The organism is Streptomyces sp. NPDC005435 (genome assembly GCF_040703155.1).
Classification (GTDB): Bacteria; Actinomycetota; Actinomycetes; order Streptomycetales; family Streptomycetaceae; genus Streptomyces.
In genome coordinates, this window is sequence record NZ_JBEXEQ010000005.1 from 273,821 (window position 1) to 299,566 (window position 25,746).

At 71.4% G+C, this 25,746-nt stretch carries 26 protein-coding genes; 20 read left to right on the forward strand and 6 right to left on the reverse strand.

The window, feature by feature from the left end; all coding sequences use genetic code 11:
- The first annotated feature begins 17 nt into the window (after positions 1 to 17).
- The 13 genes from cpaB to AB0898_RS09110 all read left to right on the forward strand — a co-directional run bounded on the left by cpaB (position 18) and on the right by AB0898_RS09110 (position 10,252).
- Positions 18 to 719 carry a Flp pilus assembly protein CpaB gene (gene cpaB / locus AB0898_RS09050; RefSeq protein WP_366802178.1) on the forward strand — a complete coding sequence of 234 codons (702 nt, stop codon included), beginning with the start codon at positions 18 to 20 and terminating at the stop codon, positions 717 to 719.
- 12 nt (positions 720 to 731) lie between these two features.
- On the forward strand, positions 732 to 1,988 hold the full coding sequence (locus AB0898_RS09055) for a P-loop NTPase (RefSeq protein WP_366802179.1): 1,257 nt from the start codon (positions 732 to 734) through the stop codon (positions 1,986 to 1,988).
- Between the two features lie 7 nt (positions 1,989 to 1,995).
- Positions 1,996 to 2,400, forward strand: a complete 405-nt coding sequence (locus tag AB0898_RS09060) for a TadE family protein (protein ID WP_366802180.1) — start codon at positions 1,996 to 1,998, stop codon at positions 2,398 to 2,400.
- Between the two features lies 1 nt (position 2,401).
- A complete protein-coding gene (locus tag AB0898_RS09065; RefSeq protein ID WP_366802181.1) occupies positions 2,402 to 2,791 on the forward strand; it encodes a TadE/TadG family type IV pilus assembly protein in 390 nt (129 codons plus the stop codon).
- Positions 2,792 to 2,815: 24 nt separating this feature from the next.
- A complete protein-coding gene (locus tag AB0898_RS09070) occupies positions 2,816 to 4,153 on the forward strand; it encodes a CpaF family protein (protein WP_366802182.1) in 1,338 nt (445 codons plus the stop codon).
- 5 nt (positions 4,154 to 4,158) lie between these two features.
- Positions 4,159 to 5,103 carry a type II secretion system F family protein gene (locus AB0898_RS09075; RefSeq protein WP_366802183.1) on the forward strand — a complete coding sequence of 315 codons (945 nt, stop codon included), beginning with the start codon at positions 4,159 to 4,161 and terminating at the stop codon, positions 5,101 to 5,103.
- 16 nt (positions 5,104 to 5,119) lie between these two features.
- Entirely contained in the window at positions 5,120 to 6,007 is an 888-nt protein-coding gene (locus tag AB0898_RS09080; RefSeq protein WP_366802184.1) for a DUF5936 domain-containing protein, read from the forward strand.
- Between the two features lie 188 nt (positions 6,008 to 6,195).
- Positions 6,196 to 7,344, forward strand: a complete 1,149-nt coding sequence (locus AB0898_RS09085; protein ID WP_407078311.1) for a sensor histidine kinase — start codon at positions 6,196 to 6,198, stop codon at positions 7,342 to 7,344.
- Complete coding sequence (locus tag AB0898_RS09090) at positions 7,344 to 8,102, forward strand: response regulator transcription factor (RefSeq protein ID WP_366802185.1); 759 nt, start codon at positions 7,344 to 7,346, stop codon at positions 8,100 to 8,102. The genes AB0898_RS09085 and AB0898_RS09090 overlap by 1 nt, the downstream gene beginning before the upstream one ends.
- Positions 8,103 to 8,215: 113 nt before the next feature.
- Positions 8,216 to 8,401: a hypothetical protein gene (locus AB0898_RS09095; RefSeq protein ID WP_366802186.1), complete on the forward strand. Its 186-nt coding sequence runs from the start codon at positions 8,216 to 8,218 to the stop codon at positions 8,399 to 8,401.
- Complete coding sequence (locus tag AB0898_RS09100) at positions 8,398 to 8,982, forward strand: pilus assembly protein TadG-related protein (protein WP_366802187.1); 585 nt, start codon at positions 8,398 to 8,400, stop codon at positions 8,980 to 8,982. Before AB0898_RS09095 ends, AB0898_RS09100 begins: the two co-directional genes overlap by 4 nt.
- 35 nt (positions 8,983 to 9,017) lie before the next feature.
- Complete coding sequence (locus AB0898_RS09105) at positions 9,018 to 9,593, forward strand: hypothetical protein (RefSeq protein WP_366802188.1); 576 nt, start codon at positions 9,018 to 9,020, stop codon at positions 9,591 to 9,593.
- An 11-nt stretch (positions 9,594 to 9,604) separates the two neighbouring features.
- Positions 9,605 to 10,252 (forward strand): OmpA family protein, encoded by a 648-nt coding sequence (locus tag AB0898_RS09110; protein ID WP_366802189.1) that lies wholly within the window; start codon positions 9,605 to 9,607, stop codon positions 10,250 to 10,252.
- On the opposite strand, the gene AB0898_RS09115 is transcribed toward AB0898_RS09110, so the two are convergent.
- Complete coding sequence (locus tag AB0898_RS09115) at positions 10,200 to 10,616, reverse strand: DUF192 domain-containing protein (RefSeq protein WP_366802190.1); 417 nt, start codon at positions 10,614 to 10,616, stop codon at positions 10,200 to 10,202. The two genes, AB0898_RS09110 and AB0898_RS09115, sit on opposite strands and share 53 nt — an antisense overlap.
- Positions 10,617 to 10,720: 104 nt before the next feature.
- Here AB0898_RS09115 and AB0898_RS09120 point away from each other — a divergent pair, with 104 nt between their 5' ends.
- The 5 genes from AB0898_RS09120 (at position 10,721) to AB0898_RS09140 (ending at position 17,181) form a co-directional block, all read left to right on the forward strand.
- A complete protein-coding gene (locus AB0898_RS09120; RefSeq protein WP_366802191.1) occupies positions 10,721 to 11,575 on the forward strand; it encodes a methyltransferase domain-containing protein in 855 nt (284 codons plus the stop codon).
- A 555-nt stretch (positions 11,576 to 12,130) separates the two neighbouring features.
- Complete coding sequence (locus AB0898_RS09125) at positions 12,131 to 12,904, forward strand: isoprenyl transferase (protein ID WP_366802192.1); 774 nt, start codon at positions 12,131 to 12,133, stop codon at positions 12,902 to 12,904.
- Positions 12,905 to 13,236: 332 nt separating this feature from the next.
- Entirely contained in the window at positions 13,237 to 14,562 is a 1,326-nt protein-coding gene (locus tag AB0898_RS09130; protein WP_366802193.1) for a PhoH family protein, read from the forward strand.
- A 407-nt stretch (positions 14,563 to 14,969) separates the two neighbouring features.
- A complete protein-coding gene (locus tag AB0898_RS09135) occupies positions 14,970 to 15,689 on the forward strand; it encodes a transglycosylase SLT domain-containing protein (RefSeq protein ID WP_366802194.1) in 720 nt (239 codons plus the stop codon).
- 130 nt (positions 15,690 to 15,819) lie between these two features.
- Positions 15,820 to 17,181, forward strand: a complete 1,362-nt coding sequence (locus AB0898_RS09140) for an AI-2E family transporter (protein ID WP_407078305.1) — start codon at positions 15,820 to 15,822, stop codon at positions 17,179 to 17,181.
- 28 nt (positions 17,182 to 17,209) lie between these two features.
- Here AB0898_RS09140 and AB0898_RS09145 read toward each other — a convergent pair whose 3' ends face one another.
- A complete protein-coding gene (locus AB0898_RS09145) occupies positions 17,210 to 17,743 on the reverse strand; it encodes an alkyl hydroperoxide reductase (RefSeq protein ID WP_366802196.1) in 534 nt (177 codons plus the stop codon).
- A 3-nt stretch (positions 17,744 to 17,746) separates the two neighbouring features.
- Entirely contained in the window at positions 17,747 to 18,301 is a 555-nt protein-coding gene (locus AB0898_RS09150) for a peroxiredoxin (protein WP_199585123.1), read from the reverse strand.
- A gap of 135 nt (positions 18,302 to 18,436) precedes the next feature.
- On the opposite strand from AB0898_RS09150, the gene AB0898_RS09155 reads away from it, so the two are divergent.
- On the forward strand, positions 18,437 to 19,426 hold the full coding sequence (locus AB0898_RS09155) for a LysR substrate-binding domain-containing protein (RefSeq protein WP_366802197.1): 990 nt from the start codon (positions 18,437 to 18,439) through the stop codon (positions 19,424 to 19,426).
- A gap of 89 nt (positions 19,427 to 19,515) precedes the next feature.
- On the opposite strand, the gene AB0898_RS09160 is transcribed toward AB0898_RS09155, so the two are convergent.
- Genes AB0898_RS09160 through AB0898_RS09170 form a run of 3 tightly spaced genes read right to left on the reverse strand, consistent with a single transcriptional unit; the run spans position 19,516 to position 23,068 of the window.
- Positions 19,516 to 21,861, reverse strand: a complete 2,346-nt coding sequence (locus tag AB0898_RS09160; protein WP_366802198.1) for an FtsX-like permease family protein — start codon at positions 21,859 to 21,861, stop codon at positions 19,516 to 19,518.
- On the reverse strand, positions 21,858 to 22,547 hold the full coding sequence (locus AB0898_RS09165; RefSeq protein ID WP_366802199.1) for an ABC transporter ATP-binding protein: 690 nt from the start codon (positions 22,545 to 22,547) through the stop codon (positions 21,858 to 21,860). The genes AB0898_RS09160 and AB0898_RS09165 overlap by 4 nt, the downstream gene beginning before the upstream one ends.
- Positions 22,544 to 23,068, reverse strand: coding sequence for a PadR family transcriptional regulator (locus tag AB0898_RS09170; protein WP_366802200.1), 525 nt, complete (start codon positions 23,066 to 23,068; stop codon positions 22,544 to 22,546). Before AB0898_RS09170 ends, AB0898_RS09165 begins: the two co-directional genes overlap by 4 nt.
- Before the next feature lie 233 nt (positions 23,069 to 23,301).
- On the opposite strand from AB0898_RS09170, the gene AB0898_RS09175 reads away from it, so the two are divergent.
- Positions 23,302 to 25,608, forward strand: coding sequence for a transglycosylase domain-containing protein (locus tag AB0898_RS09175; protein WP_366802201.1), 2,307 nt, complete (start codon positions 23,302 to 23,304; stop codon positions 25,606 to 25,608).
- Positions 25,609 to 25,746: the final 138 nt, after the last annotated feature.

Below are 25,746 nucleotides of genomic sequence, written 5' to 3' on the forward strand. Positions count from 1 at the left end.
ATGAGGTTGCACGGTTCATGAACTCCCGTCAGCGCCGCGGCGTGATACTCCTGATCCTGTCGGTTCTGTGCGCGCTCGGCGCGTTCGCCGGCGTGCTCTCCGTCGTCCACGACGTGCAGTCCAAGGTCGGCCCCGAGGTGACCGCGTACCGGGTGCGGTCGGCGGTGCCGCCGTACACCGCGCTGAACGCGGGGCAGTTCGAGAAGATCCGGATGCCGAAACGGTGGCTGTCGGACAACGCGGTGACCGATCTCGCGCAGCTGCGCGGCAAGATCGCGGTGACCACGCTGCGCCCCGGCTCGCTGCTGCAGAGCGACATGATCGTGGACCGGCCCGCGCTGCGCCCCGGGCAGCAGGAGGTCGCGATCATGATCGACGCGGCGACCGGTGTCGCGGGCAAGATCACGGCCGGGGCCCGGGTCAACGTCTACGCCACCTTCGAGGGGCGGAAGGAGGGCGACCCCGACCAGTCGAAGATCATCGTCACGGACGCGCGCGTCATCGACGTCGGCGAGATCAAGGCCCTGGACCCGGACGACGACAAGAACCAGCCCACCGACGCCGTCCCGATCACCTTCGCGCTCTCCACCCTGGACGCCCAGCGCGTCACCTACGCCGAGTCCTTCGCCAAGCGGGTCCGGCTCGCCCTGGTGGCCCCCGGCGGCGACCCCGCCGTACCCGACCGGGACCGCACCTACGAACTCGCGACGGACAAGTGAGAGGCCGCCCGGATGCCCACCAGGATTCTCCCGGCCGGCGCCGACCCGGACGCCGTCCGCACGCTCACCACCCTGCTCAGCCAGCTCCCCGACGCCGAACCGCTGCCGCCGGCCGGTGACTCCACCCAGCTGGCCGACACCCTGGCCCGGCTCGCCGCGGAGTCGGTGGACGAACTGCCCGAGGTCGTCGTCGTCCATGAACGCATCGGTCCCGTACCGGCGTTGGAGCTGATCCGCGACATCGCCCTGCGCTTCCCGGCCGTCGGCGTCATCCTCGTCACCACCGACGCCGGACCCGCCCTGTTCGCCGCCGCCATGGACGCCGGCGCCCGCGGCCTGGTCGCGCTGCCGCTGTCGTACGAGGAACTCGCCCACCGCGTCCAGGCGGTGGCCCAGTGGTCCACCGGGGTACGGCGCCACCTCGGGCACGGCGCCGTCGAGGGCCCCGGCGGCACCGTCGTCACCGTCAGCGGGGCCAAGGGCGGGGTCGGCGCGAGCCTGGTCGCCATCCAACTCGCCCTCGCCGCCCAGGCGTCGGGCCGCAGCACCGCGCTCGTCGACCTCGACCTCCAGACCGGCGACATCGCCTCCTACCTCGATGTGCAGTTCCGCCGCTCGGTCGTCGACCTCGCCGCGATCAGCGACATCTCGCCGCGCGTCCTCGCCGACGCCGTCTTCCGGCACGACTCCGGGCTCGCCCTGCTCCTCGCGCCCGGCGAGGGCGAGCGCGGCGAGGAGGTCACCGACCGGGCCGTACGGCACACCGTCGCCGCGCTGCGCTCGCGCTACGAGGTCGTCGTCCTCGACTGCGGCGCCCAGCTGACCGGCGCCACCGCGGCCGCCGTGGAGGGCGCCGACACCGCGCTCCTGGTCGCCACCCCGGACGTGATCGCCGTACGCGCCGCCAAGCGGACCGTGCGCATGTGGGACCGGCTCCAGATCCGCAAGGCCGAGGAGACCACCGTGGTGATCAACCGGTTCAGCCGGTCCACCGAGATCCAGCCCGCGCTCGTCCAGCGCATCACCGGCACCGCCCTGGCCCGTACGACCGTGCCCGCCGCCTTCAAGGAACTCCAGGGCGTCGTGGACTCCGGGCGGCTGCACGAACTCGACCACCGCAGCACCGTCAAGCAGGCCCTGTGGAGCCTCGCCGGTGAACTCGGCCTCGCCAGGCCCCCGGAGGGCCCCGCCCACCGGGGCGGCCGGCAGCGCGGCGAGCGGCAGCGCGGCGACCGGGGCGCGGCCGGCTTCCGGCGGCGGAAGGAGTGAGGCCGCGATGAGGACCGTGGCCGGGGACGGGCCGCCGAGGGCGGGCGGGGACCGGGGGCAGGTCGCCGTCGAGCTCGTGGGGATGACTCCGCTGATCGTGCTGACCCTGGTGCTCATGTGGCAGTGCGTGCTCACGGGGTACGCCTTCACGCTCGCGGGGAATGCTGCCGACGAGGGCGTACGGGCGGGCACGGCGGCGGCGCCCGGCGGCGCGCGCGAGGCCGCCTGCCGCACGGCCGCCCTTGAGCACCTGTCGGGGGACTGGAGAGGGGGCGCGACGGTGACGTGCGGCGGCTCCGGGTTCGTCACGGCCGACGTCTCCCTCAAGGTGCCCGTCCTCTTCCCCGGCTCCATCGACTTCCCGGTCACGGTGCACGGCCACGCCGGTGCCGTGGAGGAGGTGAAGCACTGAGATGCGGTACGGACGTGAGCGGAGGCGGGACGGGGTGCGCCGGCGGACGCGGGACCGGGCCCGCGACCGGGGCCAAGTCGCCATCGAGTACCTGGGGTTCCTCCCCGTCCTGCTGATCGTCGGCATCGCCGGACTCCAGATCGGCGCCGTCGCCTACGCCGCCGAGCAGGCCTCCACCGCCGCCCGCGCCGGGGCCCGCGCCGCCTCCCTGCGGCAGGACGCCCAGGCCGCGTGCGCGGGCGCGGTCAGCGGAGGCCTGACGGTGAGCTGCGCGAGCGCGGCCGGGGACGACTCGGTCACCGTCACGGCCTCCGTGGACATACCCCGGCTCGTGCCCGGATGGAGCTTCGGCGCCGCCCACAAGACCGCCACCATGCCGCTCGACCACTGACCAGGAGCGAGGAGCAGCCGACCCATGAGTCTGCGGGCACGCATCAACTCCCCCGAGGAGCAGGGCAGCCGGGGCGAGGACGGCCACCTCGTCGCCTCCTACCGCGCCAAGCTCCTGGAGGAGATCGACCTCGCCGAGATGAGCGCGCTGGCCCCCGCCGAGCGCCGGGCACGCCTGGAGCGGGTCCTCGGGCACATCATCAGCCGCGAGGGCCCGGTCCTGTCCACGGTCGAACGCGCCCAGCTGATCCGCCGGGTGGTGGACGAGGCACTCGGCCTCGGCATCCTCGAACCGCTCCTGGAGGACGCCTCGGTCACCGAGATCATGGTCAACGGCCCCGACGCGGTCTTCGTCGAACGCGGCGGCCGCGTCGAACGTCTCCCGCTGCGCTTCGCCTCCGCCGACCAGCTGATGCAGACCATCGAGCGGATCGTCTCCACCGTCAACCGCCGGGTGGACGAGTCGAATCCGATGGTCGACGCCCGGCTGCCGTCCGGCGAGCGTGTCAACGTCATCATCCCGCCGCTGTCGCTGACCGGGCCCGTCCTCACCATCCGCCGCTTCCCGCGCTCCTTCACGCTCCAGGAGCTGATCGGCTTCGGCTCGCTGGACGAGCAGATGGTGTACCTGCTCGCGGGGCTCGTGCAGGCCAAGTTCAACATCATCGTCTCGGGTGCCACCGGCACCGGGAAGACCACCCTGCTCAACGCCCTGTCCGGGATGATCCCGGCGCACGAGCGGATCATCACCATCGAGGACTCCGCCGAACTCCAGCTCCAGCAGACCCATGTGGTGCGCCTGGAGTCCCGGCCGCCCAACGTCGAGGGCAGCGGGCAGATCACCATCCGCGACCTGGTGCGCAACTCGCTGCGGATGCGGCCCGACCGGATCGTGGTCGGCGAGGTGCGCGGCGGCGAGTCCCTGGACATGCTCCAGGCCATGTCCACCGGCCACGACGGCTCGCTGGCCACCGTGCACGCCAACAGCGCCGAGGACGCGCTCACCCGGCTGCAGACCCTCGCCTCCATGTCGGACGTGGAGGTGCCCTTCGCCGCGCTGCACGACCAGATCAACAGCGCGGTGGACGTGCTCGTCCAGCTCACCCGGTTCGCGGACGGCGCCCGCCGCATCACCGAGATCGCCCTCCTCGACAGCCACGGCGGCGAGCCGTACCGCCTGGCCACCGTCGCCCGCTTCGACGCCCGTCCCCTGACCACCGACGGCCGGGTGCCCGGCGCCTTCCAGTACTTCCCGCTGCCCCGCCGCACCGCCGACCGCCTCCACATGGCGAGCCAGCCCGTCCCGCAGGCGTTCGGCGTCGCCCGCACCGACGCCCAGCTCGCCACCCGAGAAGCCAGGTAGGCCCCATGGATCTCCCCACGCTCGTCCGGCTCACCACCGGCATCACGCTGTTGACCTGCGTCCTGGCCGTCCTCGGCGTGCAGAGCTACGCCGCCGGGCGGGCCCGGCGCGCCGCCCTCGTCGACCGGCTCACGCACACCGGGCAGCTCACGTCCGGCGGCCGCAGGCGGCACTTCCGCGGCCTGGACCGCCGGCTGCGCCGTACCGGACCCGGCCGCAGACTCGAACTACGGCTCGCCGCCACCGGGTTGGACATCACCCCGGGCGAGTTCCTCGTCTACCTGCTCGCCGTGGTCGCCGGGCTGTGGATCATCGGCGAGGCCACCCTCGCACCCTTCTTCGGCCCCATCGCCGGACTCCTCGGCATCTGGGCCGCGATCCAGTTCCTCAACTGGCAGCGGCAGAAGCGCATCGAGCGGTTCATCGGCCAACTCCCCGAACTGGCCCGCATCCTGGCCAACGCCACCCAGGCCGGACTGGCCCTGCGCACCGCCATCGGCATGGCGGCGGAGGAGCTGGAGGCCCCGGCGGGCGAGGAACTGGCGCGCGTATCGGACCAGTTGGCCATCGGGCAGTCCATGGACGACGCGCTCGGCGAACTCGCCGACCGGCTCCCCTCGCGCGAACTCGTCGTCCTCGTCACCACGCTGGTCCTCGCCAACCGTGCGGGCGGCCAGGTGGTCTCCGCGCTGCGCAACCTCACCGAGACGCTGGAGGAGCGCAAGGAGACCCGGCGCGAGATCCGTACCCAGCTCTCCCAGGTGACCATGACCTCGTACGCCGTACCCGCCCTCGGCATCGGCGCCCTCTTCCTGATGAACGGCGTCAAGGACGGCGCCCTGGAACGCATGACCGGCTCACCCGTCGGCCAGGCCTGCGTGATCATCGCCTTCGCTCTGTACGCCCTCGGCTTCCTCCTCATCCGCCGGATGAGCCGGATCGACGTGTGAGGGGGTGAGCGACCGCATGGCACTCCTCCTCGCACTCGTCGCCGCCCTCGGTGTCTGGGGCGCCTTCACCGGCGTCCGGATGTACCGCGCCGATGCCAAGCTGCCCGGCGACCTCGCCCTCGCCCTGGAGATCGGCGCCACCCGCACCGGCGCGGTGGACTCCGTCATCGACCGCATGGGGATGCGGTACGCGCCCTTCGTGCTGCGCGTGATGGGCCCCCGCCTGGTCGCCCGCTACCGGCGCCGCATCGACCTCGCGGGCAACCCCGGCGGCCTCACCATCGACCGCTACGCCGCCCGCCGCGCGGTCTACGGCGCGCTCGGCGCCACCGGCTTCCTGGTCTTCCTGCTGCGCGGCCAGTGGTTCGTCGCCCTGCTGCTGCTCGCCTTCGGCGCGCTGTGGACCGAGGTCGGGCTCTGGTCCGCGATGCGCGTCCGCAGGGACGTCATCGAACGCACCCTGCCCGACTTCCTCGACGTCCTCGCCGTCGTCGTCAGCGCCGGCCTCGGCTTCCGCCAGGCCCTCGACCGCGTCTCCACCCGCTACGAGGGCCCCTGGGCCGACGAACTGCGCATCACGCTCCGGCAGATGGACCTCGGCATGACCCGCCGCCAGGCCTTCGCCGAACTGCGCCGCCGCAACGACTCCGAACAGGTCGCCATGTTCGTCACCGCCCTCCAGCAGGGCGAGGAACTCGGCGCCCCCATCGTCGACACGCTGGTCTCCCTGGCCAAGGACATGCGCCGTACCGACGCCCAGAACGCCCGCCGCAAGGCCGCCCGCGCGGTCCCCAAGGCGACGCTCATGATCACCACGTTCATGGTCCCGGCGACGATGCTGCTGCTGGGAGCGGGGCTGATCCTCGGCTCGGGCGTGGACTTCGGGTCGCTGGCGGGGAAGTGAGGGGGGTGGCGAGCGGGGGCGGTGAGGGGGTGGCGGGGGCGGTTCCGGTGCCGGGGGAGGACATCGCGTCGGGGGAGAACGCGGCGCGAGGGGAGAGCGCGGCGCGCCTCCTGCCCGAGCCCCCCGAGCGGCTCCAGGTCCGGGCTCTTCAGGCGCTCTGCCGGCAGGTCTTCGGGTTCCGGCTCGCCATGATCGTGCTGGCCGCGCCGGCCGCGCTGCTCAACGCCGCGCCCGGGCTCGGCGCCCGGCTGGTGGGGGCGGCGGTCGTCGTGACGTTCATGGGGTCGTACGTCCTCTTCCGCGACTGGGAGCGCTTCGGCCCCCTCCTTCTGCGGCACCCCGCGCTGCTCGCCGCCGACACCCTCTTCGGCTCGCTGCTGCTCGTCTCGGCGGGCCCGGACACCACCCTCGCCTACGTCAGCGGCTGCACCCCGCTGCTGGCCGGACTGCTCTACGGCTGGCGCGGCGCCGCCTGCTTCGCGTCCCTCCAGTCCCTGATCCTCCTCCTGGTCCACGCCACGCTGAAGGGGGGCGAGCACACCGGCCCGGCCGAGTCGCTGCTGCTGCCCGGCCTGTGCGTCGTCACCGGCGCGATGGGCTCCACCCTGCGCAACCTGATGCTCCGCTACGGCACCGCCACCCAGGCCCTCACCGCCGTACGCGCCCGGCTCGCGGCCACCGAGGCCGTCCACGCCGAACGCGCCCGCCTCGCCCGCGAGATGCACGACTCCCTGACCAAGACCCTGTACGGAGTCGCCCTCGCCGCCGACGCCCTCGCGGCCACCGCCGCCGGCCCCGCCCCCGACCCGGCCCTCCTGCGCGACCAGGCGTCCCTGGTGTCCCGCTCGGCCCGCAGGGCGGCGGCGGAGTCGCGGGCGCTGCTGACGGACCTGCGCGAGGAGACGGCGCCGCCGCCGGACCTGACGGCGGAACTCGACCGGTTGGCAAGCAAGTTCACCACCCGCACCACGCTGCCCGTCACCTGCCGTGCCCCCGCCCCCCTCCCACCCCTGCCCCCGCCCCTCACCCGCACCCTTCTCGCCATCGCCACCGAGGCCCTGGACAACGTCCACCGCCACGCCCGCGCGAGCCGCGCCGAGGTGACGGCCGCCGTGCACGACGGCCGGCTCCGGCTGACCGTCCGCGACGACGGCCGGGGCCTGCCCGCCGGCACCACCCTCGAACGGCTGCGCGGCACCGGCCACTTCGGCCTCCTCGGCATGACCGAACGGGCGGAGTCGGCGGGGGGCCGTGCCGTGGTGGCCCCGGGTGCGGGCGGCGGCACGGAGGTACGGGTGGACGTACCCCTGCCGCCTCCGACGGAGAGGACCGACTGATGTGCCCACGGACCCCGTCGCGGGAGGACTTCCCGGCCCCCGCCCCGCCCGCCTGCCTCCGGCTGCTGATCGCCGACGACAACCCCGTCATCCGCGCGGGCCTCACCGCGCTGCTCTCCGGCCGGCCCGACACCACGGTCGTCGCGGAGGCGGCGGACGGGCGCGAGGCGTACGAGGCCGCGCTGCGGCACCGGCCCGACGTGGTCCTCCTCGACGTCCGCATGCCCGGCGTCGGCGGAATCCCCGCGTTGCCGCACCTGGTGCGGGTCGCCCCCGTCATGATGCTGACCTACAGCCACGAGGCGGAGACCGTGCGGGAAGCGATGCGGCTGGGGGCGGGGGGGTATCTGGTGCACGGGGAGTTCTCGGCGGAGCAGTTGGTACGGGCCGTACGGGACGTCAGTGAGGGGCGGCCGCATGTGACGCCGGGGGCGGCGCGGGCGTTGCTGTCCCATCTGGGAGGCGATGCGAATGCACATGCCCCCTCGCAAAAACTCTCTCCCGTAGGGGAGTTGTCCGGCAAAAGCCTTTCGCGTCTGCAATCCCCTGTGGGACAGTCTTTCCGGTCGCGCTTTCAACTGAGTACCCGAGAGGCGGAGATCATGGACCTCGTCGCGTCCGGCCTGACCAATCGGCAGATCGCCGCCGCCTGCTTCATCACCGAGAAGACGGTCAAGAACCACATCAACCACATCTTCGCCAAACTCCACACCACCACCCGTGGCCGCGCCACCGCCCTCTGGCTGGGGGTGAACTGAAATGCCCCCCCACCCCACCGACTGGGCCCCCTCCTGGGCCCCTGGACCCTCGGCCCTCCCACCCCTCCCGCCCTACGGTGAACGGATCGGAGCCCGAGCCGGAGGGAAGCGTCATGAGCGATCCGATCCTGAAACTGGTGACCGCGCTACAGCGCCACGCGAACGACAAGGGCCAGACCGCGGTGGAGTATCTGGGGATCATCGCGGTGGTGGTGGCGATCGTGCTGGCGGTGACGGGCACCAGCATCGGTTCCGCGATCCTCGACAAGATCCTGGCGCAGATCAACAAAATCGTGTGAGGCTTCCTTTCCGAAACGGCGATTCCGGGCAGGCCTTTCCCATCTACATCACGGTGGTGGCGGGCCTGCTTTTTCTTGCGCTCGCGTACCTCGCCGTCGGCCAGGCCGCGGTGAACCGGTCCGGCGCCCAGACGGCCGCGGACGCCGCAGCCTTGGCAGCCGCGCAGGACGTACGTGACCAGCTGGCGGGTGCATGGGCGGACGACCTGCTCGACCCCACCCAATGGCCGAAGATCTTCTCCGGCGACGTGGAGGTCGACAACCCGTGCGGGCCCGCGGCCGACCTGGCCGCTCGGAACGACGCACGCGTCGAGAGCTGCGACTGGCCGCCCTTGCGCTACACGGTCGAGGTCACGACCAACAAGACGGTCGGCGACTCCATCGTGCCCGGAACGGAAAACCTCAAGGCGACGGCTTCCGCCACCGCCGTGATCGATTTCCGATGCACGTACCGACTCCCCGGAGAAGGTGACGCGCTGCCGCGCCTCACCTGCGGGGGGAAGGACTGGGACCTGAAACCGGATGACGAGGAAAGCCTTCCCAAGCCCGAAGACCTCTTCGACGTCCACTTGGCCGACTGACGAACGAGACGACTAGGAACGAAGGAAGCGGTGCGATGAACGGTGGGTTCAGTGCCAGGGCGGGGAGGGGGATCGCCGCGCTGGCCGTTGCGGCCGGTCTGGTCCTCGGCGCGGCTTCCTGCGGGGGTGGCGGAGACGAGAAGAAGCCTGACTCCCGGGCTTCCGCTCCCAAGGGCGGCGCCTCCCGGCCCACTCCCCAGGAAGGCGAGTCGCAGGAGCCGCTGGCCGAACTCAGGGGCCAGGACGGCCTCCTTCTTCAAATCACGTCCGTTGAGCGGGACTCGGGTGGTTTCGTCACCCTGAACGGGAACTTCAAGAACGACGGCAGCCAGTCTCTCGTGATCCCGTCCGCGTTGCGCGGCGACGAGACCGAGATCGTGCAGCACGGCACATCGCTGGGCGGCGCCACGCTCGTGGACCCACAGGGCAAGAAGCGCTACTACGTGTTGCGCGACACGGAGGGGCGCCCCTTGACGACCACCGGCCTGACGACGATCCAGTCGGGTCAGAGCATCCCCGTCTTCATGCAGTTCCCGTCGCCGCCCTCCGGCACGGAGGAGCTGACCCTCCAACTGCCCACGTTCTCCAGCGTCCCCATCAAGCTCTCCTGATGAGGCCCCCCATGACCACCATCCCCCGCCTCGCGCTCCCCCTCGCCCTTCTCGCCGCCACCCTCCTCCTCGACACCCCCGCCCAGGCCGACGACACCACCCCCGGTAAGCCCCCGGGGACGGAGCCCACAGCCAGCGCCCCCGTCAAAGTCGACCCCACGGACCCGGATCTGAAGCTCCCGGAGGGGGGAACGCTGGCGGAGCCGAAGGTGTTGGACATCAAGTCGGTGGTGGAGGATCAGAGTGGGGACGAGCGGCGGGAGGACACGAACGCGGATGTGACGTTCGCGCTGCAGGCGGAGGTGCTGTTCGGGAAGGACAGCGCCAAGCTGGGGTCGGACGCGAAGGCACGTATCGCGACCATCGCCGAGGAGATCAAGAAGCAGAACGCGACACGGATCAGGGTGTTCGGCTTCACCGACGACCTCGGCTCGTCCGCACACGGCGACGTCCTGTCCAAGCGCCGCGCCAACGCCGTACAGGCCGTCCTCGACCAGGACCTCAACGACCCGGACGTGACGTTCGAGGTACGCGGCTACGGCGAGCAGTACCCCATCGCCGACAACTCCACGGAGGCGGGCCGGAAGAAGAACCGCCGGGTCGAGGTCAGCTTCCCCCGCACCGGCGAGACCGGTCAGAGCGGTCAGACCGGCCAGTAGAGGCCCCCGACACCGACACCCGTACGCCCGCCCCCACTCCCCACCCCGCCATCGCCCCCGCCGCCGCCTCCAGGACATGCCGGGAGCGCGGCCGGGGCAGCCCCAGGCGCCCCGGCACCATCGTGCGCACCGCGATCACGGTGAGGCGCCGGTCGAGGTACGCCACGTCGATGGGAAACCGCATCCGGAAGGTGTGCACGCTCCCGGCCGGCGTCAGCAGCATCGCGCCGTCCACCGCGTCGCGCCCGAGCAGCCCCCGGGTCCGCGCCCGGTAGGACGCCGCGATCTCCAGCGGAACCTCCACCGCACCCCCCGCCCCGTGCACCGTCAGCGTCCCCGCCCCGTCCCGCCACCGCCGCCCCATCCCCGCACCACCTCCGCCGTGACCGTACCCACCCACGAAGCACGGAATGACGGAATCCCGGTCACGGAAAAAGGAGACGACGACCCCGGGAGCCCGCTGCCACCATGGCCCCCATGACCGCCCCCGCCCCCGCCCCCGCCCGGCCCGCCACCGACCAAGCCCGGCCCGCCCCCACCGACTTCCACACCCTCGTCACCGAAGCCGCCACCGCCCCCACCGACGGCTGGGACTTCTCCTGGTTCGAGGGCCGCGCGACCGAGGAACGCCCCTCCTGGGGATACGCCCGCTCCGCAGGCGACCGCCTCGCCCGTGCCGAGGCCGCGCTGGACGTGCAGACCGGTGGCGGCGAGGTGCTGGACTTCGCGCTGGGCGTGGCAGCGCCGGCCCGCCCCGCGCTGATCGCCGCCACCGAGGGCCGGCGGCCGAACGCGGCCAGGGCCACCGCACTGCTCCGCCCGCGCGGCGTCGTCGTGACCGAGGTGCCGGACGGCGCCCCGCTGCCGTACGCCGACGGCACCTTCGACCTGGTCCTCAGCCGCCACCCGGTGTCCCCCGACTGGGCGGAGATCGCGCGGGTGCTGCGCCCGGGCGGTACGTACTTCGCGCAGCACGTCGGACCGGCGAGCGCCTTCGAGCTGGTCGAGTACTTCCTCGGACCCCAGCCGGAGGAGGTCCGCACCGGCCGCGACCCCGGGCGGGAGCGGGCCGGGGCCGAGGCGGCCGGGCTCGAGATCGCCGGCCTGCGCGCCGAGCGGCTGCGGATGGAGTTCCACGACATCGGCGCCGTCGTCCACTTCCTGCGCAAGGTCGTCTGGATGGTCCCGGGGTTCACCGTCGAGGCGTACGAGCCGAGGCTGCGCGCGCTGCACGAGCGGATCACCGAGGAGGGACCGTTCGTCGCCCACAGCACCCGGCACCTCTTCGACGCCCGGAAACCGGGGGAGCCGGCCCGGCGGTGACCACATCGTTATCCGCGCCGGGGCGCCGGCCGTCCCACCGCCCGCCACCCCCCGTTCGCGGCAGCAAAACCAGAACCCCGGACACGGGTGCCCGCCGGACCCCGCGGCCCCCTGAAGTCCCCCTGTCCCGGAGCGGAATCGTCAAGTCCGCCGTTCGCTGAAGGGGTCGCTCCCAGGGGGGACCCGGGACAACTCGCCACGCGGTCACCGAGACGGCTCAAACCCTGTTGTTCGTTGTCTATCGGGCCGCTTCTCCTGTGATTCCGTCGTGAATCAGCCATCCGAGGCTACTGAATCAAGCATTCCATGCCCACCAGGCCGCTATCGGGTGACTCCGCAGAGTAGTTGTGGCGCGCTGATGCACGCACCATCCCTCACGAAGGGTTATGGTGGAAACCCCCCCTCGGGCCGGTCCGTCTCCCCCCCACGGACCGGCCCGTTTTTCTTCGGGGACGGCTCCGGCACCGAAACCCCCGGCCACCGGCGCACCATGGGCGGGGGTAGGCTCGGCCTCCGCGGGGACCGCAACCGCGGCCGTTTTGGAGGGGCTCACACGTGAACCTGCGCGACAAGCTGCGCGGCCTGCTCGTCAGGCTCTACGCGCGCCGGGTGGAAGGTCACCTGGACCACGCTCAGGTGCCCAAGCACATCGGCGTCATCATGGACGGCAACCGTCGCTGGGCGAAGGCGGCGGGCTCCAGCACCGTCCACGGGCACCGGGCCGGGGCCGAGAAGATCGAGGAATTCCTCGGCTGGTGCTCCGAGACCGACGTCGGCGTCGTCACCCTGTGGCTGCTGTCCACGGACAACTTCGACCGCCCCCAGGACGAGCTGGGCCCGCTGCTCGGCATCATCGAGGACGTCGTACGCACCCTCGCCGCCGACGGCCGCTGGCGCGTGCACCACGTCGGCACCCTCGACCTGCTGCCGGCCGGGATGCAGCGCACCCTCAAGGAGGCCGAGGAGACGACGCGCGAGGTCGACGGGATAGTGGTCAACGTCGCCATCGGCTACGGCGGCCGCCAGGAGATCGCCGACGCCGTGCGCTCCATGCTCCTCGACGCCCAGGACAAGGGCGTCTCCATGGAGGAGCTGGCCGAGTCCGTCGACATCGACATGATCGGCCGCCACCTCTACACCGGCGCCCAGCCCGACCCCGACCTGGTCATCCGCACCAGCGGCGAGCAGCGCCTGTCCGGCTTCATGCTGTGGCAGACCGCCCACTCCGAGTACTACTTCTGCGACGTCTTCTGGCCGGCCTTCCGCAAGGTCGACTTCCTGCGGGCCCTGCGCGACTACGCCGCCCGCCACCGCCGCTTCGGCGGCTGACGGACCCCGCCGACGAGACGATCGCCCCGTATACCCCCCTCCACCCGGATGTAACACCGAGTTCACCGGCGTGCCAGAGGGGGGTTCGGCATGGTGGCGGGGGTTGCCGGGCATAACGAAGGCAGGTCGACGCCCGAACCACGGGTGTCGTATCTCAGCGGGCGGCTCGGGGCCGTCCGCCCGGGAGGCCCTTTGCACCAGCCCGACCGTGCGGTCCCCGCGCGGAAGCAGCCGCGGAGGGCCGGTGTCCGGCCCGCCGCACGCGGGGGCCGGAAACCGGTCCAGCTCCTCTTCGTCGCTCCCCGACCTCATCCGAGGGGGTACGTCCTTCCGTGGTGACCAGCACAAAGCGCCGCAAGCCCGACCGGCGCACCTATGTTCTCGACACCAGCGTCCTGCTGGCCGATCCCAACGCCCTGACCCGCTTCGAGGAACACGAGGTCGTGCTCCCCATCGTGGTGGTCACGGAACTGGAGGCCAAGCGGCACCATCCCGAGCTCGGCTACTTCGCCCGCCAGGCCCTGCGCCTGCTGGACGACTACCGGGTCCGGCACGGCCGCCTCGACGCCCCGATCCCGACCGGCGAACTGGGCGGGACCGTCCGTGTCGAGCTCAACCACTCGGACCCCAGCGTGCTGCCCACCGGCTATCGCCTGGGGGACAACGACTCCCGCATCCTCGCGGTGGCCCGGAACCTCCAGGCCGAGGGATTCGACGTCACCGTGGTGTCGAAGGACCTGCCGCTGCGCATCAAGGCGTCCTCGGTCGGCCTGCTGGCCGAGGAGTACCGCGCGGAACTGGCGATCACGGACGCCTCCGGCTGGACCGGGATGTCGGAGCTGACGCTCCCCGGCGACCAGGTGGACGTCCTCTTCGAGGAGGGCCATGTGTACGTCCCGGAGGCCGCCGACCTCCCCGTGCACACCGGTCTGACCATCCAGTCCGAGCGCGGCAAGGCGCTCGGCCGGGTCACCCCGGAGGGCAACGTCCGGCTGGTGCGCGGCGACCGCGAGGCGTTCGGCATCAAGGGCCGCAGCGCCGAGCAGCGCATCGCGCTCGACCTGCTGCTCGACCCGGACATCGGCATCCTCTCCATGGGCGGCCGCGCGGGCACCGGCAAGTCGGCGCTGGCGCTGTGCGCGGGCCTGGAGGCGGTCCTGGAGCGCCGGCAGCACCAGAAGGTGATGGTCTTCCGGCCGCTGTACGCGGTCGGCGGGCAGGAGCTGGGCTATCTGCCGGGCAGCGAGGCGGAGAAGATGGGCCCCTGGGCCCAGGCCGTCTTCGACACGCTCTCGGCGGTCACCAGCCGCGAGGTCATCGAGGAGGTCACCGCGCGCGGGATGCTGGAGGTCCTGCCGCTCACCCACATCCGCGGCCGCTCCCTGCACGACGCGTTCGTGATCGTGGACGAGGCCCAGTCCCTGGAGCGGAACGTCCTGCTGACGGTGCTGTCCCGCATCGGCGCCAACTCGCGGGTGGTCCTCACCCATGACGTGGCCCAGCGCGACAACCTGCGTGTCGGGCGGTACGACGGTGTGGTGGCCGTCGTGGAGAAACTCAAGGGGCATCCGCTGTTCGCGCATGTCACCCTGAACCGTTCGGAAAGGTCCCAGATCGCGGCGCTTGTGACCGAAATGCTGGAGGACGGCCACATCTGACGCCTGCTCGGAACCCCAGGACGCCGCCCGGCGAAGCCGAAGAGCTTAGCCGGGCGGCGTCTTCATGCGCGGGCGTTTCCTGAAATCCCCTGGGCCAAACGAGGTGTGAGCTTTCACACGCAACTCTGAATTGCCACCCGCCGTCCGGTTACGGCAGAGTCTCATTCCTGTCAGGCCCCGCATACGACACACCTGTACCCCCGGGTACCGCCCTCGCCCCTGGCAGGGAGGGTGCGGCACCACCGGGAGCACGATTCCAACTCCATACTTCCGTCGTATGCCGCCCGAGCACCACGCGGCGCTCCCCTCAAGGGAGTTGTCCATCGGGCCCGTGTCTCCCGTGACCCTCAGTTGGGAGGCCAGCGCCAAGGGCACGATTGCGTCCGCCAGGGTCACCGAAGCGGGCGATGCTGGAAGGAAACCGTGTGAGCCGGATTTCGGTCCGGGGATTCGCAGTGGCCTCCGCCACCGCGGTCACCGCCGTAGGCAGCGTCGTCGGAGTTGCCTCGGGCAGCGTCGCGCAGCCCAACGACCCCGAGGCGACTGCAGCGGACGCCACGCTTCTCGCGGACATCCCCGCGGGTCAGCAGGCCGAGGTGCAGACCGCGTCCCTGACGCAGCAGGCCGATGCCCAGGCCATCGCGGCCGACGCGAGCGCCAAGAAGGACGCCGAGGCCGCGGCCCGCAAGGCCGCCGCCGAGACGGCGATCGCGAAGAAGGAGGCCGCCGAGAAGGCGGCCAAGCTGGCCAAGGAGCGCGCCGAGACCAAGGCCGCCGCCGAGGCCAGCCGCGACGACGTCCGCGACGCCTCCAGCTTCGCCCCGCAGAGCAGCTACACCGTCGCGCAGATCCAGGCGATGGCCCGTCAGATGGTCGCGGGCGACCAGTTCCAGTGCTTCAGCAACATCGTGAACCACGAGTCGAGCTGGAACTACCGCGCGGTCAACGCCTCCTCCGGCGCCTACGGACTCTTCCAGGCCCTGCCCGGCTCCAAGATGTCCTCGGTCGGCGCCGACTGGCAGACCAACCCGGCCACCCAGATCAAGTGGGGCCTGAACTACATGAACAGCCGGTACGGCAGCCCCTGCCAGGCCTGGTCGTTCTGGCAGGCCAACAGCTGGTACTAGGCCGCCACCCGGCTCAACCCCGCACAGCCCCTCCCCGTCCTAGGGGGAGGGGCTTTCGCGTTGTACGGTCGTACCCGGACGGCTCGCAGCGCCCCCGGGACGCGGGGAAGAGGGACGGATGATGTCGCGAATGCCAGGGTGGCTCGGCCGGCTGGGTGCCGGTCTGACCGAGATGAGCGAGCGTCTTGACGAGCTCCGCGCCGAGGTGGAGAAGGAACACGCCCCGCCGGCCGGACCGCCCGCCGAACCCGTGGACCCCGTCAAGGCCGTGGTGCCCCATCAGGCGGGCGCCGACCGCCGCCCGGACCCCGCGCAGGCCGTCCCCTGGGGCGTACGGGTCGCCGCCGAGGCGGGCTGGCGGCTGCTGGTCCTCGCGGGCACCGTCTGGGTGCTCATGCGGGTCATCAGCGCGGTCCAGCTGGTGGTGTTCGCCTTCGTCATCGCGCTGCTGGTCACCGCCCTGCTCCAGCCGACGGTCGCCCGGCTGATGCGCTACGGCCTGCCCCGGGGCCCGGCCACCGCGCTCAGCGCCATATCGGGGTTCGTCATCATCGGCCTGATGGGCTGGTTCGTGACGTGGCAGGTCATGGAGAACATCGACACGCTCTCCGACCAGATCCAGAACGGCATCGACGACCTGCGCAACTGGCTGCTGAAGAGCCCGTTCCATGTGACGGACAAGCAGATCAACCAAATCGCCAAGAGCCTGCGCGAGGCCATCGGGGCCAACACCGACCAGATAACGTCCGCCGGGCTCGAAGGAGTCCAGGTCGTGGTCGAGGCCCTGACCGGCATCCTGCTGGTCTTCTTCTCGACGCTGTTCCTGCTCTACGACGGCAGGCGCATCTGGCAGTGGTTCCTGAAGCTCGTCCCCGCCGCCGCCCGCCCGGGTGTCGCCGGTGCCGGTCCGCGCGCCTGGAGCACCCTGACCGCCTACGTCCGGGGCACGGTCCTGGTCGCCCTCATCGACGCCATCTTCATCGGCCTCGGCATCTACTTCCTCAACGTGCCGATGGCCGTGCCGCTGGCCGTCTTCATCTTCCTGTTCTCCTTCATCCCCCTGGTCGGCGCGGTCGCCTCCGGGGCGCTCGCGGTGGTCGTCGCGCTGGTGACCCAGGGCGTCTTCACCGCCGTCATGACGCTGGTGGTCGTGCTCGCCGTCCAGCAGATCGAGGGCCACATCCTCCAGCCGTTCATCCTCGGCCGCGCGGTACGCGTCCACCCGCTCGCGGTGGTGCTCACCGTGGCGGCGGGCGGCATGGTGGCGGGCATCGGCGGGGCGGTGGTGGCGGTGCCGCTGGTGGCGGTGACGAACACGGTGGTGGGGTATCTGCGGCAGTACTCGATGGGGGAGCAACCGTCCGGCTTGCCTGTGGATTTTCCAGCCCGTCCGGCGCTTGAGGACGAGGCCGTTCAGGCCGACGGGGGGTCCGGGGACGAAGCCCCCGGGGACGCCCAGGAAAACACCGAGGGCCTCGCCCACAAGGAGTGAGCGAGGCCCCGGCGGCCGACAGAGCCGATTACTCGGCCAGAACGGCTTCCGCGTCCAGCGTGACGCCGACCGCCTGGACCACGGAGGCGATCTTGAACGCCTCCTGGATCACGTCGCGCTCGACACCGGCCTTGCGCAGCACCTGCTCGTGCGAGTCCAGGCACATCCCGCAGCCGTTGATCGCGGACACCGCGAAGGACCACAGCTCGAAGTCGACCTTGTCGACGCCGGGGTTGCCGATGACGTTCATCCGCAGGCCGGCGCGCAGGGTGCCGTACTCGTGGTCCGACAGCAGGTGCCGGGTGCGGTAGAAGACGTTGTTCATCGCCATGATGGCGGCCGCGGACTTGGCCGCGTCGTACGCCTCAGGGCTGAGGTTCGCCTTCGCCTCCGGCTCCAGCTCGCGCAGGACGATCGGGGAGCGCGAGGCGATGGCGGTCGCCAGCACGGTGCCCCACAGCTGCTGCGCGGGAAGGTCGGAGTTGCCGATGACCGAGCCCAGGTTGAGCTTCAGGTCCTTGGCGTAGTCCGGGACGCGGGACTTCAACGAGTCGAGGGACATGGGTCACTCACCGGCCAGCAGGGCGACCGGGTCCAGGGTGGTCTCGCCCTTGGTCCAGTTGCACGGGCACAGCTCGTCCGTCTGGAGCGCGTCGAGGACCCGCAGGACCTCCTTGGGGTTACGGCCGACGGAGCCGGCGGTCACCATGGTGAACTGGATCTCGCGGTTGGGGTCCACGATGAAGACGGCGCGCTGCGCGAAGCCGTCCTCGCCCTCGATGCCCAGGTCGCGCATGAGCTCGTGCTTGGAGTCCGCCATCATCGGGAACGGCAGGTCGGTCAGGTCCGGGTGGTCCTTGCGCCAGGCGTGGTGCACGAACTCCGAGTCGCCGGAGAAGCCGAGGATCTGCGCGTCACGGTCGGCGAACTCGTCGTTCAGCTTGCCGAACGCGGCGATCTCGGTCGGGCAGACGAAGGTGAAGTCCTTCGGCCACGCGAACACGACGAGCCACTTGCCCTCGTAGGACTTGTGGTGGATCTCCTCGAACTCCTTGCCCTTCTCCAGCGAGACGCAGGCGGTCAGTTCGAACTCGGGGAACTTGTCACCGACAGTGAGCACTTGCTCTCCTTGCAGCGAGGAAGCACCCCTGGTCGGGAGGTGCTTCCCATGGGTTGGACTGGGTTGATCGTGGCACAGGGTGCATTGATTAGGGAAATAGCTACACTCGGTGTCATTGATCGGAGGTGGTTATCAGTGACCAGTGGTAGCGGCACCCGGAAGCAGCCGAGTCTGGCGCAGCTGCGGGCCTTCGCGGCCGTGGCGGAGCAGCTGCACTTCCGGGACGCGGCGGCGGCCATCGGGATGAGCCAGCCCGCCCTCTCCGGCGCGGTCTCGGCCCTGGAGGAGACGCTCGGCGTGACCCTCGTCGAGCGTACGACGCGCAAGGTGCTGCTCTCGCCCGCCGGTGAACGCCTCGCGGTGCGGGCCAGGGCGGTGCTCGCCGAGGTCGGGGCGCTCCTTGAGGAGGCCGAGGCGGTGCGCGCGCCGTTCACCGGGATGCTGCGGCTCGGGGTCATCCCCACCGTCGCGCCGTATCTGCTGCCGACCGTGCTGCGCCTGGTGCACGAGCGCTATCCGCAGCTCGACCTCCAGGTGCACGAGGAGCAGACCGCGAACCTGGTCGAGGGCCTGCATTCCGGCCGGCTCGACCTGCTGCTGCTCGCGGTGCCGCTCGCCGTGCCTGGGGTGGCCGAACTCCCGCTGTTCGACGAGGACTTCGTGCTGGTCACCCCGCCGGACCATCCGCTCGGCGGCGGCGACGGCGTCATCCCGCGCGAGGCGCTGAAGGAGCTGAACCTGCTCCTCCTGGACGAGGGCCACTGTCTGCGCGACCAGGCGCTGGAGATCTGCCGTGAGGCGGGGCGCGAGTTCCGGGGCGCGGGGCGCGGCGGGCGCCCGGCCGCCGCGCCGGTCACCACCACGGCCGCCGGGCTCTCCACCCTGGTCCAGCTGGTCGCGGGCGGGCTCGGCTGCACCCTGCTGCCGCGTACCGCGATGGAGCTGGAGACCGCCCGGGGCGACCGGCTGCGCACCGCCCGCTTCGCCGACCCGGCCCCCAGCCGCCGGGTCGGCCTCGCGATGCGCGCGGGCGCGGCCCGGGGCAGCGAGTACCAGCAACTGGCCGCCGCCCTGCGGGAGTCGCTGCGCCCGCTGCCGGTCCGGGTGCTGGACGCGGAGGCGTGAGAGGGCGGGGCCCCTGTGAAGCACCGCGGGGCCCCTGTGAAGCACCGTGGAGCCCCGCCCGTCCCTGAGGGCTGTTCAGCCCCCGGGGACTACTCCGCGCGCAGCCCCTCGGGCCGCGTCAGCCGCAGCAGCGGCGGCAGGCTGAGCAGGGTCATGGCCGCGACCACCGCCGCGCCCACGCCCGTCAGGGACAGCACGCTCGTCCAGTCCACCCGTACCGGCGTCGCCGTCATGCGCAGCAGCACGGCGCCCAGGGCGATGCCCACCACCGAGGCCAGCGCGACGCCCAGCGCGATCGGCACCGCCGCCTGCCACAGCACCGACAGACCCAGGGTCCGGCGCCGGGTGCCGAAGGCCACCAGCGCCGACAACAGCTTGCGCCGCTCGCGCAGTTGCTCCAGCTGGGAGACCAGCAGGCTCGCGCCGATCAGCGCGAGCACACAGGTCGCGCCGATGAACAGACCGGTGCGCAGGGAGGCGAACCCCCCGTCGGTCGTGGTCGGCACCCAGGCGAGGACGTCCGCGACCGGGTCCACCCGCGCGGCGGTGTTGCGGGCGTACTCCCGCGCGTCCGGCACCGCCGGGTCCAGCCGCAGGAAGACCCGGCCGGACAGCGCCGGTTTCGCCGCGGCGGGCAGCGCGGACGGGGTGATCAGCAGCCCGTTGACGCTCGGCATCAGGGAATCCCCGCGGAAGGCCACGTGCGGAACCGACGCCGGGAGGCGCAGCGGGACCGCGAGACCGGGACCGCCCACGAAGCGCGGGTCGATCCAGGCGCGCTGACCGGGCCGCAGCCCGGCCTCACGCATCCGCCGGTCGAACGCGCCGGAGTTGTCGGGGCTGTTCAGGGCGAACATGTCACCGTCGTGGCAGGACGGCAGCCGGGCCAGCTCCCGCAGGGCGCCGCAGTCGCCGACGACCAGGTCGAGGTAGGAGGCGGGTTCCAGCGGCTTGTCGCCGAGATGCGTGGTGGCCAGCCCCACCGACGCCCGCACGCCCTTGGTCCGGGCGAACGCCTCGGTGGCCGAGGCGGGGTCGGTGCGGTCGGTGAGGTCGACCTCGATCTGCGCACGGCCGGGGTCGTGCCCGGTGTCCTTCATGTACTGGCTCTGCACGCCCGCGAACAGCATCTGGAGCGCGACCGCCCCGGCCACCGCCACCGCGATGCCGTTGACCGTACGGGCCGCCATGCCGCCGCTCGACTGGAGCCGCCGCACGGCCAGTTGCCAGGAGAGCGGGCCCGCGCCGAGCCGGCTGACGCCCCGTTCGACGATCCAGGGCAGCAGCGCGGTCACGCCGACCAGGAGCAGCAGGACGCCGCCGATGAGGAGGAGCTGGTTGAAGTCGCCGTGCGTACGGCCCTTGCCGATCATCGGCCAGAGCAGGGCCAGACCGGACAGCGGCAGGAGCAGCCGCCACCACAGCCGGCGCCGGGCGGCCGTGGCCGAACGCACCACGCCGAGCGGCTCGACCACCACCGTGCGCATCGCGAACAGGGTGACCAGCACCGCGCACACCGGGACCGCCACCGCGACCAGCAGGACCAGGGCGGGGGAGGGGGTGACATAGCTCGGGAAGAAGCTCTCGCCCCGGATCTCCACCAGGGTCACCAGCTGACGTCCGGCCAGGAAGAGTCCCGCGCCGAGGAGGAGTCCGAGCACCGACCCGGCCAGCGCCTCGCCCGCCGCGATGCGCCGGGTCGTACGGCCGTCGGCGCCCACCAGCCGGAGTGCGGCCAGCCTGCGGTCGCGCCGTTCGCCGCCGAAGCGCACGGCGGCCGCGATGAACACGGCGACCGGCAGCAGCAGCGTCACGAAGACGACCGACGTCAGCAGGAGCAGCACCGGGTCGTCCTTGCCCTGCCAGGACTGGGTCTGCCCGAAGTGGGTCAGCCGGTTCGTGCGGGCGCCGCCCGCCCGGGGCTTCAGATCCTCGGCACCGGCGTAGTAGGAGAGTTCGCGCGGGCCGACAAGACCGCTCTCGCCGATGGTCCCGGTGATCTTGTACGGCAGCCGCTCGCGCAGCAGCCGGGCGTCCGGGGAGGCAAGCAGGTCCCGCAGCGCGGGGGAGACCACCATCTCGCCCTTGGCCGGGAAACGGCTCAGACCCGGCGGCAGCGGGGCCTTCGGGCCCTCCGGATCGAGGAGCCGGCCCCGGACGTCCTTGTCGCGCCATGCGGTGTCGGTGGCCGCGACGACCACCGTGTTGTCCGCCTTCGGCCGGTCCCTCGTACTGAACACGATGTCCTGGCGCGCCAGTTCGCGGTCGCCGCGCGCGTCCATCATGCGCGGGATCGCGGTCGTCAGCAGCAGCAACGCCACTCCGATACCGACACCGACCGCCGTCAGTGCCGTGCGGACCCACCCCTCGCGCCCTCCGGTCACGGCGAACCGGACCCCCATCCCCAGGGCGCGGGCGTACTGCCGCAGGCTCATCCGGCCCGCTCCATGTCCCGGGTGCGGCCGTCGCGTACGACGATCTCGCGGTCCGAGTAGGCGGCGACCCGGGCCTCGTGCGTGACGAGGACGACGGCCGCGTTCGTGGAGCGGGCGGCGTCGGTGAGCAGCTCCATCACGCGCTCGCCGTTGAGCGAGTCCAGCGCGCCGGTCGGCTCGTCCGCGAACAGCACCCGGGGCCCGGTGACCAGCGCCCGCGCCACCGCGACCCGCTGCCCCTGGCCGCCGGAGACCTCGCCGGGCCGCTTGCGCCGGAGGTCGTCCACCTCCAGGCGCTCCATCCACTCCAGCGCGGCCTTCTCGGCCTCCTTGCGCCCGGTGCCGTTCAGCCGGAGCGGCAGCGCCACGTTCTCCACGCAGGTCAGTTCGGGGACGAGCTGGCCGAACTGGAAGACGAACCCGAACTCGCCGCGCCGCAGGGCGCTGCGGCCGGCGTCGCTCATCGCGGTCAGCTCGCGGTCCGCATAGGTGATCGTGCCCGAGTCGGGCAGCACGATCCCGGCGAGGCAGTGCAGCAGGGTGGACTTGCCCGAGCCGGAGGGGCCCATCACGGCGACGACCTCGCCGGGGTGGACGGAGAAGCCGGCGCCGTCGAGGGCGGTGGTGGAGCCGTAGGTCTTGCGCAGGTCCCGGGCGTGGAGCAGGGAGCCTTCGGGGGGTATCACGAGGTCACCTCCGTGCGGAGCCGGTCCAGGCGCGCGGCGGTCAGCTCCAGCCAGCGCAGATCGGCCTCAAGATGGAACAGGGCGTGGTCACAGATCAGCTGGTCGGCGAGGTCGCTGCCGCGCTTGCGCTCGGTCAGCGCGCGCATGGCGCGCAAGTGCTCGGAGCGCTGGACGTCGAGCAGTCCGGCCGCGTCGCGCCGGGTCAGCAGCGCGAGGACGAGCTTGGTGTAGAGGGTCGACTGGAGGTACTCGGCGGGCTTCTCCGGGGTGGCGAGCCAGCGCTCGACGTCGGTTATCCCGGCATCGGTGATGGCGTACCGTTTTCGTTCGGGTCCGCCGCCGGACTCGACGCCGTCGATCTCCACCATCCCGTGCTTCAGCAGCCGGGACATGGTCGAGTAGACCTGGCCGTAGTGCAGCGGCCGGTCGTGGCCGAACTTCTCGTCGAAGGCCCGCTTCAGGTCGTAACCGTGCCGGGGGCCGGACTCCAGGAGTCCCAGGAGTGAGTGACCGATGGACATGGCGAGCACTCTACACACGGTGTATACACCGGGTTCATAGTGGGTCCGGAAATAAACTCGTGGGACCGATCGCGCCCCGGGAGGCAACCTTCGGCCTCTTGATTCCGTCGGTTCCGATAGGGCGGGGTGCTCATTCTCACGTCCCCAAAGGAGCGGATCAGGCGCTCTTTGTCACATAGAGGGGTGTTAGCTTTCGGAGCTGACCCCGAGACGGAAGCGGAGCGAAGGGACCCATGGGACGAGCGGAAGAGAGACGAGCGCGTCAGCGTGGCGGCCGCCGCGCGGCACCCGGAGGCCGCTCGCCGTCCCCGGCGCCCGGCGACAAGCCCGCCAAGAGCTGGATACGCGGGCTTTTCACCTGGAAGAAGATGCTCGGGGCATTCCTCGGCGTCTGTCTGCTGGGCCTCGGCGCCTTTGTCGCGCTGTATCTGTCGGTGGACATTCCCGAGGGAAATCTGGCCGCCCAGCAGCAGAGCAACATCTACAAGTACGCCAACGGCAAGGTCATGGCCCGCTCCGGCCAGGTCAACCGTGAGATCGTCGACCTGACCAAGGTGCCGAGGCCGGTCCAGCTCGACTTCGTCGCCGCCGAGAACAAGTCCTTCTACACGGACCACGGCGTCGACCTGAAGGGCACCGCGCGCGGCCTCATCAACACGCTGGCCGGCAAGGGCAAGCAGGGTGGCTCGACGATCACCCAGCAGTACGTCAAGAACTACTACCTGAGCCAGGACCAGACGGTCACGCGCAAGCTCAACGAGCTGGTCATCTCCCTCAAGGTGGAGCGCGAGAAGACCAAGGACGAGATCCTCGCGGGCTACATCAACACCAGCTACTACGGCCGCAACGCGTACGGCATCCAGGCCGCCTCCCAGGCGTACTACCGCAAGGACGCCCAGAAGCTCTCGGTCGAGCAGGGCGCCTATCTGGCCTCCCTGCTCCAGGCGCCCAGCCAGTACGACTGGCAGGCCGCCACGCCCACCGGCCGGAAGCTGGTCAAGGACCGCTGGAACTACGTCCTGAACAACATGGTCAAGCAGGGCTGGCTGTCCCAGGCCAAGCGCGCCACCCTGAAGTTCCCCATTCCGAAGGACCCCAGGCCCGCCCCCGGTCTCGACGGGCAGACGGGCTACCTGGTCGACCTCGCCAACAAGCAGCTTGAGCAGCAGCTCATGAAGCAGCAGGGCCTGACCGCCTCCCAGGCGGAGAACGCGGTCGTCGGCAAGGGCTGGACCATCACCCTCAACGTCGACCCGAAGAAGCAGGCCGCGCTGGAGAAGGCCGTCAAGTCGCAGCTGACCTCCAAGCTCGACCCGAAGAAGCGCAAGGTCGACGGCGACATCCAGGCCGGTGCCGTCTCGGTCGACCCCAAGACGGGCCATGTCGTCGCGCTCTACGGTGGCGAGGATCTCTTCAAGCACTGGACCAACAACGCCACCCGGCCCGACTACCAGCCCGCCTCCACCTTCAAGCCGGTCATCCTCGCGGCCGCGCTGGAACAGGGCGCCACCACGCAGGACGGCCGTCCCATCGACGCGAACACCGTCTACGACGGCACCAGCCGCCACCCGGTGACCGACCACGGCACCGAGGTCGGCTTCGCGCCGCCCAACGAGGACGACGCCGACTACGGCAAGATCACCGTCCAGCAGGCCATGAACAAGTCCGTGAACTCCGTCTTCGCGCAGATGGGCGTGGACGTCGGCATGAGCAAGGTCATGGACACGGCCAAGCAGCTCGGCATGGACACCAAGGGCATGCAGGCGGTTCCCGCCCAGACGCTCGGCTCCATGGGCGCCAGCCCGCTGGAGATGGCCGGCATCTACGCCACCCTCGACAACCACGGCAAGAAGGTCACCCCGACCCTCATCAAGTCGGCGGAGAGCAAGGGCCGTACGGTGCAGATGCCGAACCCGATCGGCGGCCAGGTGATCAGCCGCAACGCCGCCGACACGGTGTCCTCCGTGCTCACCGGCGTGGTCGACGACGGCACCGCCCGGCAGTCGGTGGCCAACAACCCGCTGCGCAACGGCCAGCAGGTGGCGGGCAAGACCGGTACCTCGGACGAGAACCGGTCCGCCTGGTTCACCGGCTACACGCCCGACCTGGTCACCTCCGTCGGCCTGTTCGGCGAACGGGGCAACGCGCACGTGTCGATGACGGGGGCGACCGGACTCCTCCCGCCGCCCGGCCGTATCAACGGCGGTGGCTACCCGGCGCAGATCTGGGCCGCGTACACCTTCGGCGTGACCGAGAAGGTTCCCTTCGACCTCAAGACCACGCAGGGCGCGGCCGTCGCCCCGACGGACACTCCGACCGTCAGCGAGAGCCCCTCCGAGTCGCCCTCGGAGTCGCCCTCCAGCTCGCCGACCGAGTCGGAGACGCCGAGCGAGCCGCCGACCTCGGCGCCGCCCACGGAGACCGAGACGCAGGAGCCCACGGACCAGCCGACGACCCAGCCGCCCACCTCGGGGCCGCCCACGGCACCGGCCACCCCGCAGAACCCGTTCGACTTCCAGAACGGCAGGGACGACGACTGAGGACACCGTCCTCAAGGCAGCGCGAAGGGCGCCCGGCACATCGCCGGGCGCCCGAAGCGCAGGTAGCGGGTGAAACCCAGGTAAACGCGAAACACAACACAAAAGAAAAAACGAGGAGTGGGGACTAGTGTTAATTGA

Bases quoted from the DNA above. Each gene is read 5' to 3' on its own strand.
- cpaB (WP_366802178.1), top strand. From the start codon at position 18: ATGAACTCCCGTCAGCGCCGCGGCGTGATACTCCTGATCCTGTCGGTT.
- AB0898_RS09055 (WP_366802179.1), top strand. From the start codon at position 732: ATGCCCACCAGGATTCTCCCGGCCGGCGCCGACCCGGACGCCGTCCGC.
- AB0898_RS09060 (WP_366802180.1), top strand. From the start codon at position 1,996: ATGAGGACCGTGGCCGGGGACGGGCCGCCGAGGGCGGGCGGGGACCGG.
- AB0898_RS09065 (WP_366802181.1), top strand. From the start codon at position 2,402: ATGCGGTACGGACGTGAGCGGAGGCGGGACGGGGTGCGCCGGCGGACG.
- AB0898_RS09070 (WP_366802182.1), top strand. From the start codon at position 2,816: ATGAGTCTGCGGGCACGCATCAACTCCCCCGAGGAGCAGGGCAGCCGG.
- AB0898_RS09075 (WP_366802183.1), top strand. From the start codon at position 4,159: ATGGATCTCCCCACGCTCGTCCGGCTCACCACCGGCATCACGCTGTTG.
- AB0898_RS09080 (WP_366802184.1), top strand. From the start codon at position 5,120: ATGGCACTCCTCCTCGCACTCGTCGCCGCCCTCGGTGTCTGGGGCGCC.
- AB0898_RS09085 (WP_407078311.1), top strand. From the start codon at position 6,196: ATGATCGTGCTGGCCGCGCCGGCCGCGCTGCTCAACGCCGCGCCCGGG.
- AB0898_RS09090 (WP_366802185.1), top strand. From the start codon at position 7,344: ATGTGCCCACGGACCCCGTCGCGGGAGGACTTCCCGGCCCCCGCCCCG.
- AB0898_RS09095 (WP_366802186.1), top strand. From the start codon at position 8,216: ATGAGCGATCCGATCCTGAAACTGGTGACCGCGCTACAGCGCCACGCG.
- AB0898_RS09105 (WP_366802188.1), top strand. From the start codon at position 9,018: ATGAACGGTGGGTTCAGTGCCAGGGCGGGGAGGGGGATCGCCGCGCTG.
- AB0898_RS09110 (WP_366802189.1), top strand. From the start codon at position 9,605: ATGACCACCATCCCCCGCCTCGCGCTCCCCCTCGCCCTTCTCGCCGCC.
- AB0898_RS09115 (WP_366802190.1), bottom strand. From the start codon at position 10,616: ATGGGGCGGCGGTGGCGGGACGGGGCGGGGACGCTGACGGTGCACGGG.
- AB0898_RS09120 (WP_366802191.1), top strand. From the start codon at position 10,721: ATGGCCCCCATGACCGCCCCCGCCCCCGCCCCCGCCCGGCCCGCCACC.
- AB0898_RS09135 (WP_366802194.1), top strand. From the start codon at position 14,970: ATGCTGGAAGGAAACCGTGTGAGCCGGATTTCGGTCCGGGGATTCGCA.
- AB0898_RS09140 (WP_407078305.1), top strand. From the start codon at position 15,820: ATGCCAGGGTGGCTCGGCCGGCTGGGTGCCGGTCTGACCGAGATGAGC.
- AB0898_RS09145 (WP_366802196.1), bottom strand. From the start codon at position 17,743: ATGTCCCTCGACTCGTTGAAGTCCCGCGTCCCGGACTACGCCAAGGAC.
- AB0898_RS09160 (WP_366802198.1), bottom strand. From the start codon at position 21,861: ATGAGCCTGCGGCAGTACGCCCGCGCCCTGGGGATGGGGGTCCGGTTC.
- AB0898_RS09170 (WP_366802200.1), bottom strand. From the start codon at position 23,068: ATGTCCATCGGTCACTCACTCCTGGGACTCCTGGAGTCCGGCCCCCGG.
- AB0898_RS09175 (WP_366802201.1), top strand. From the start codon at position 23,302: ATGGGACGAGCGGAAGAGAGACGAGCGCGTCAGCGTGGCGGCCGCCGC.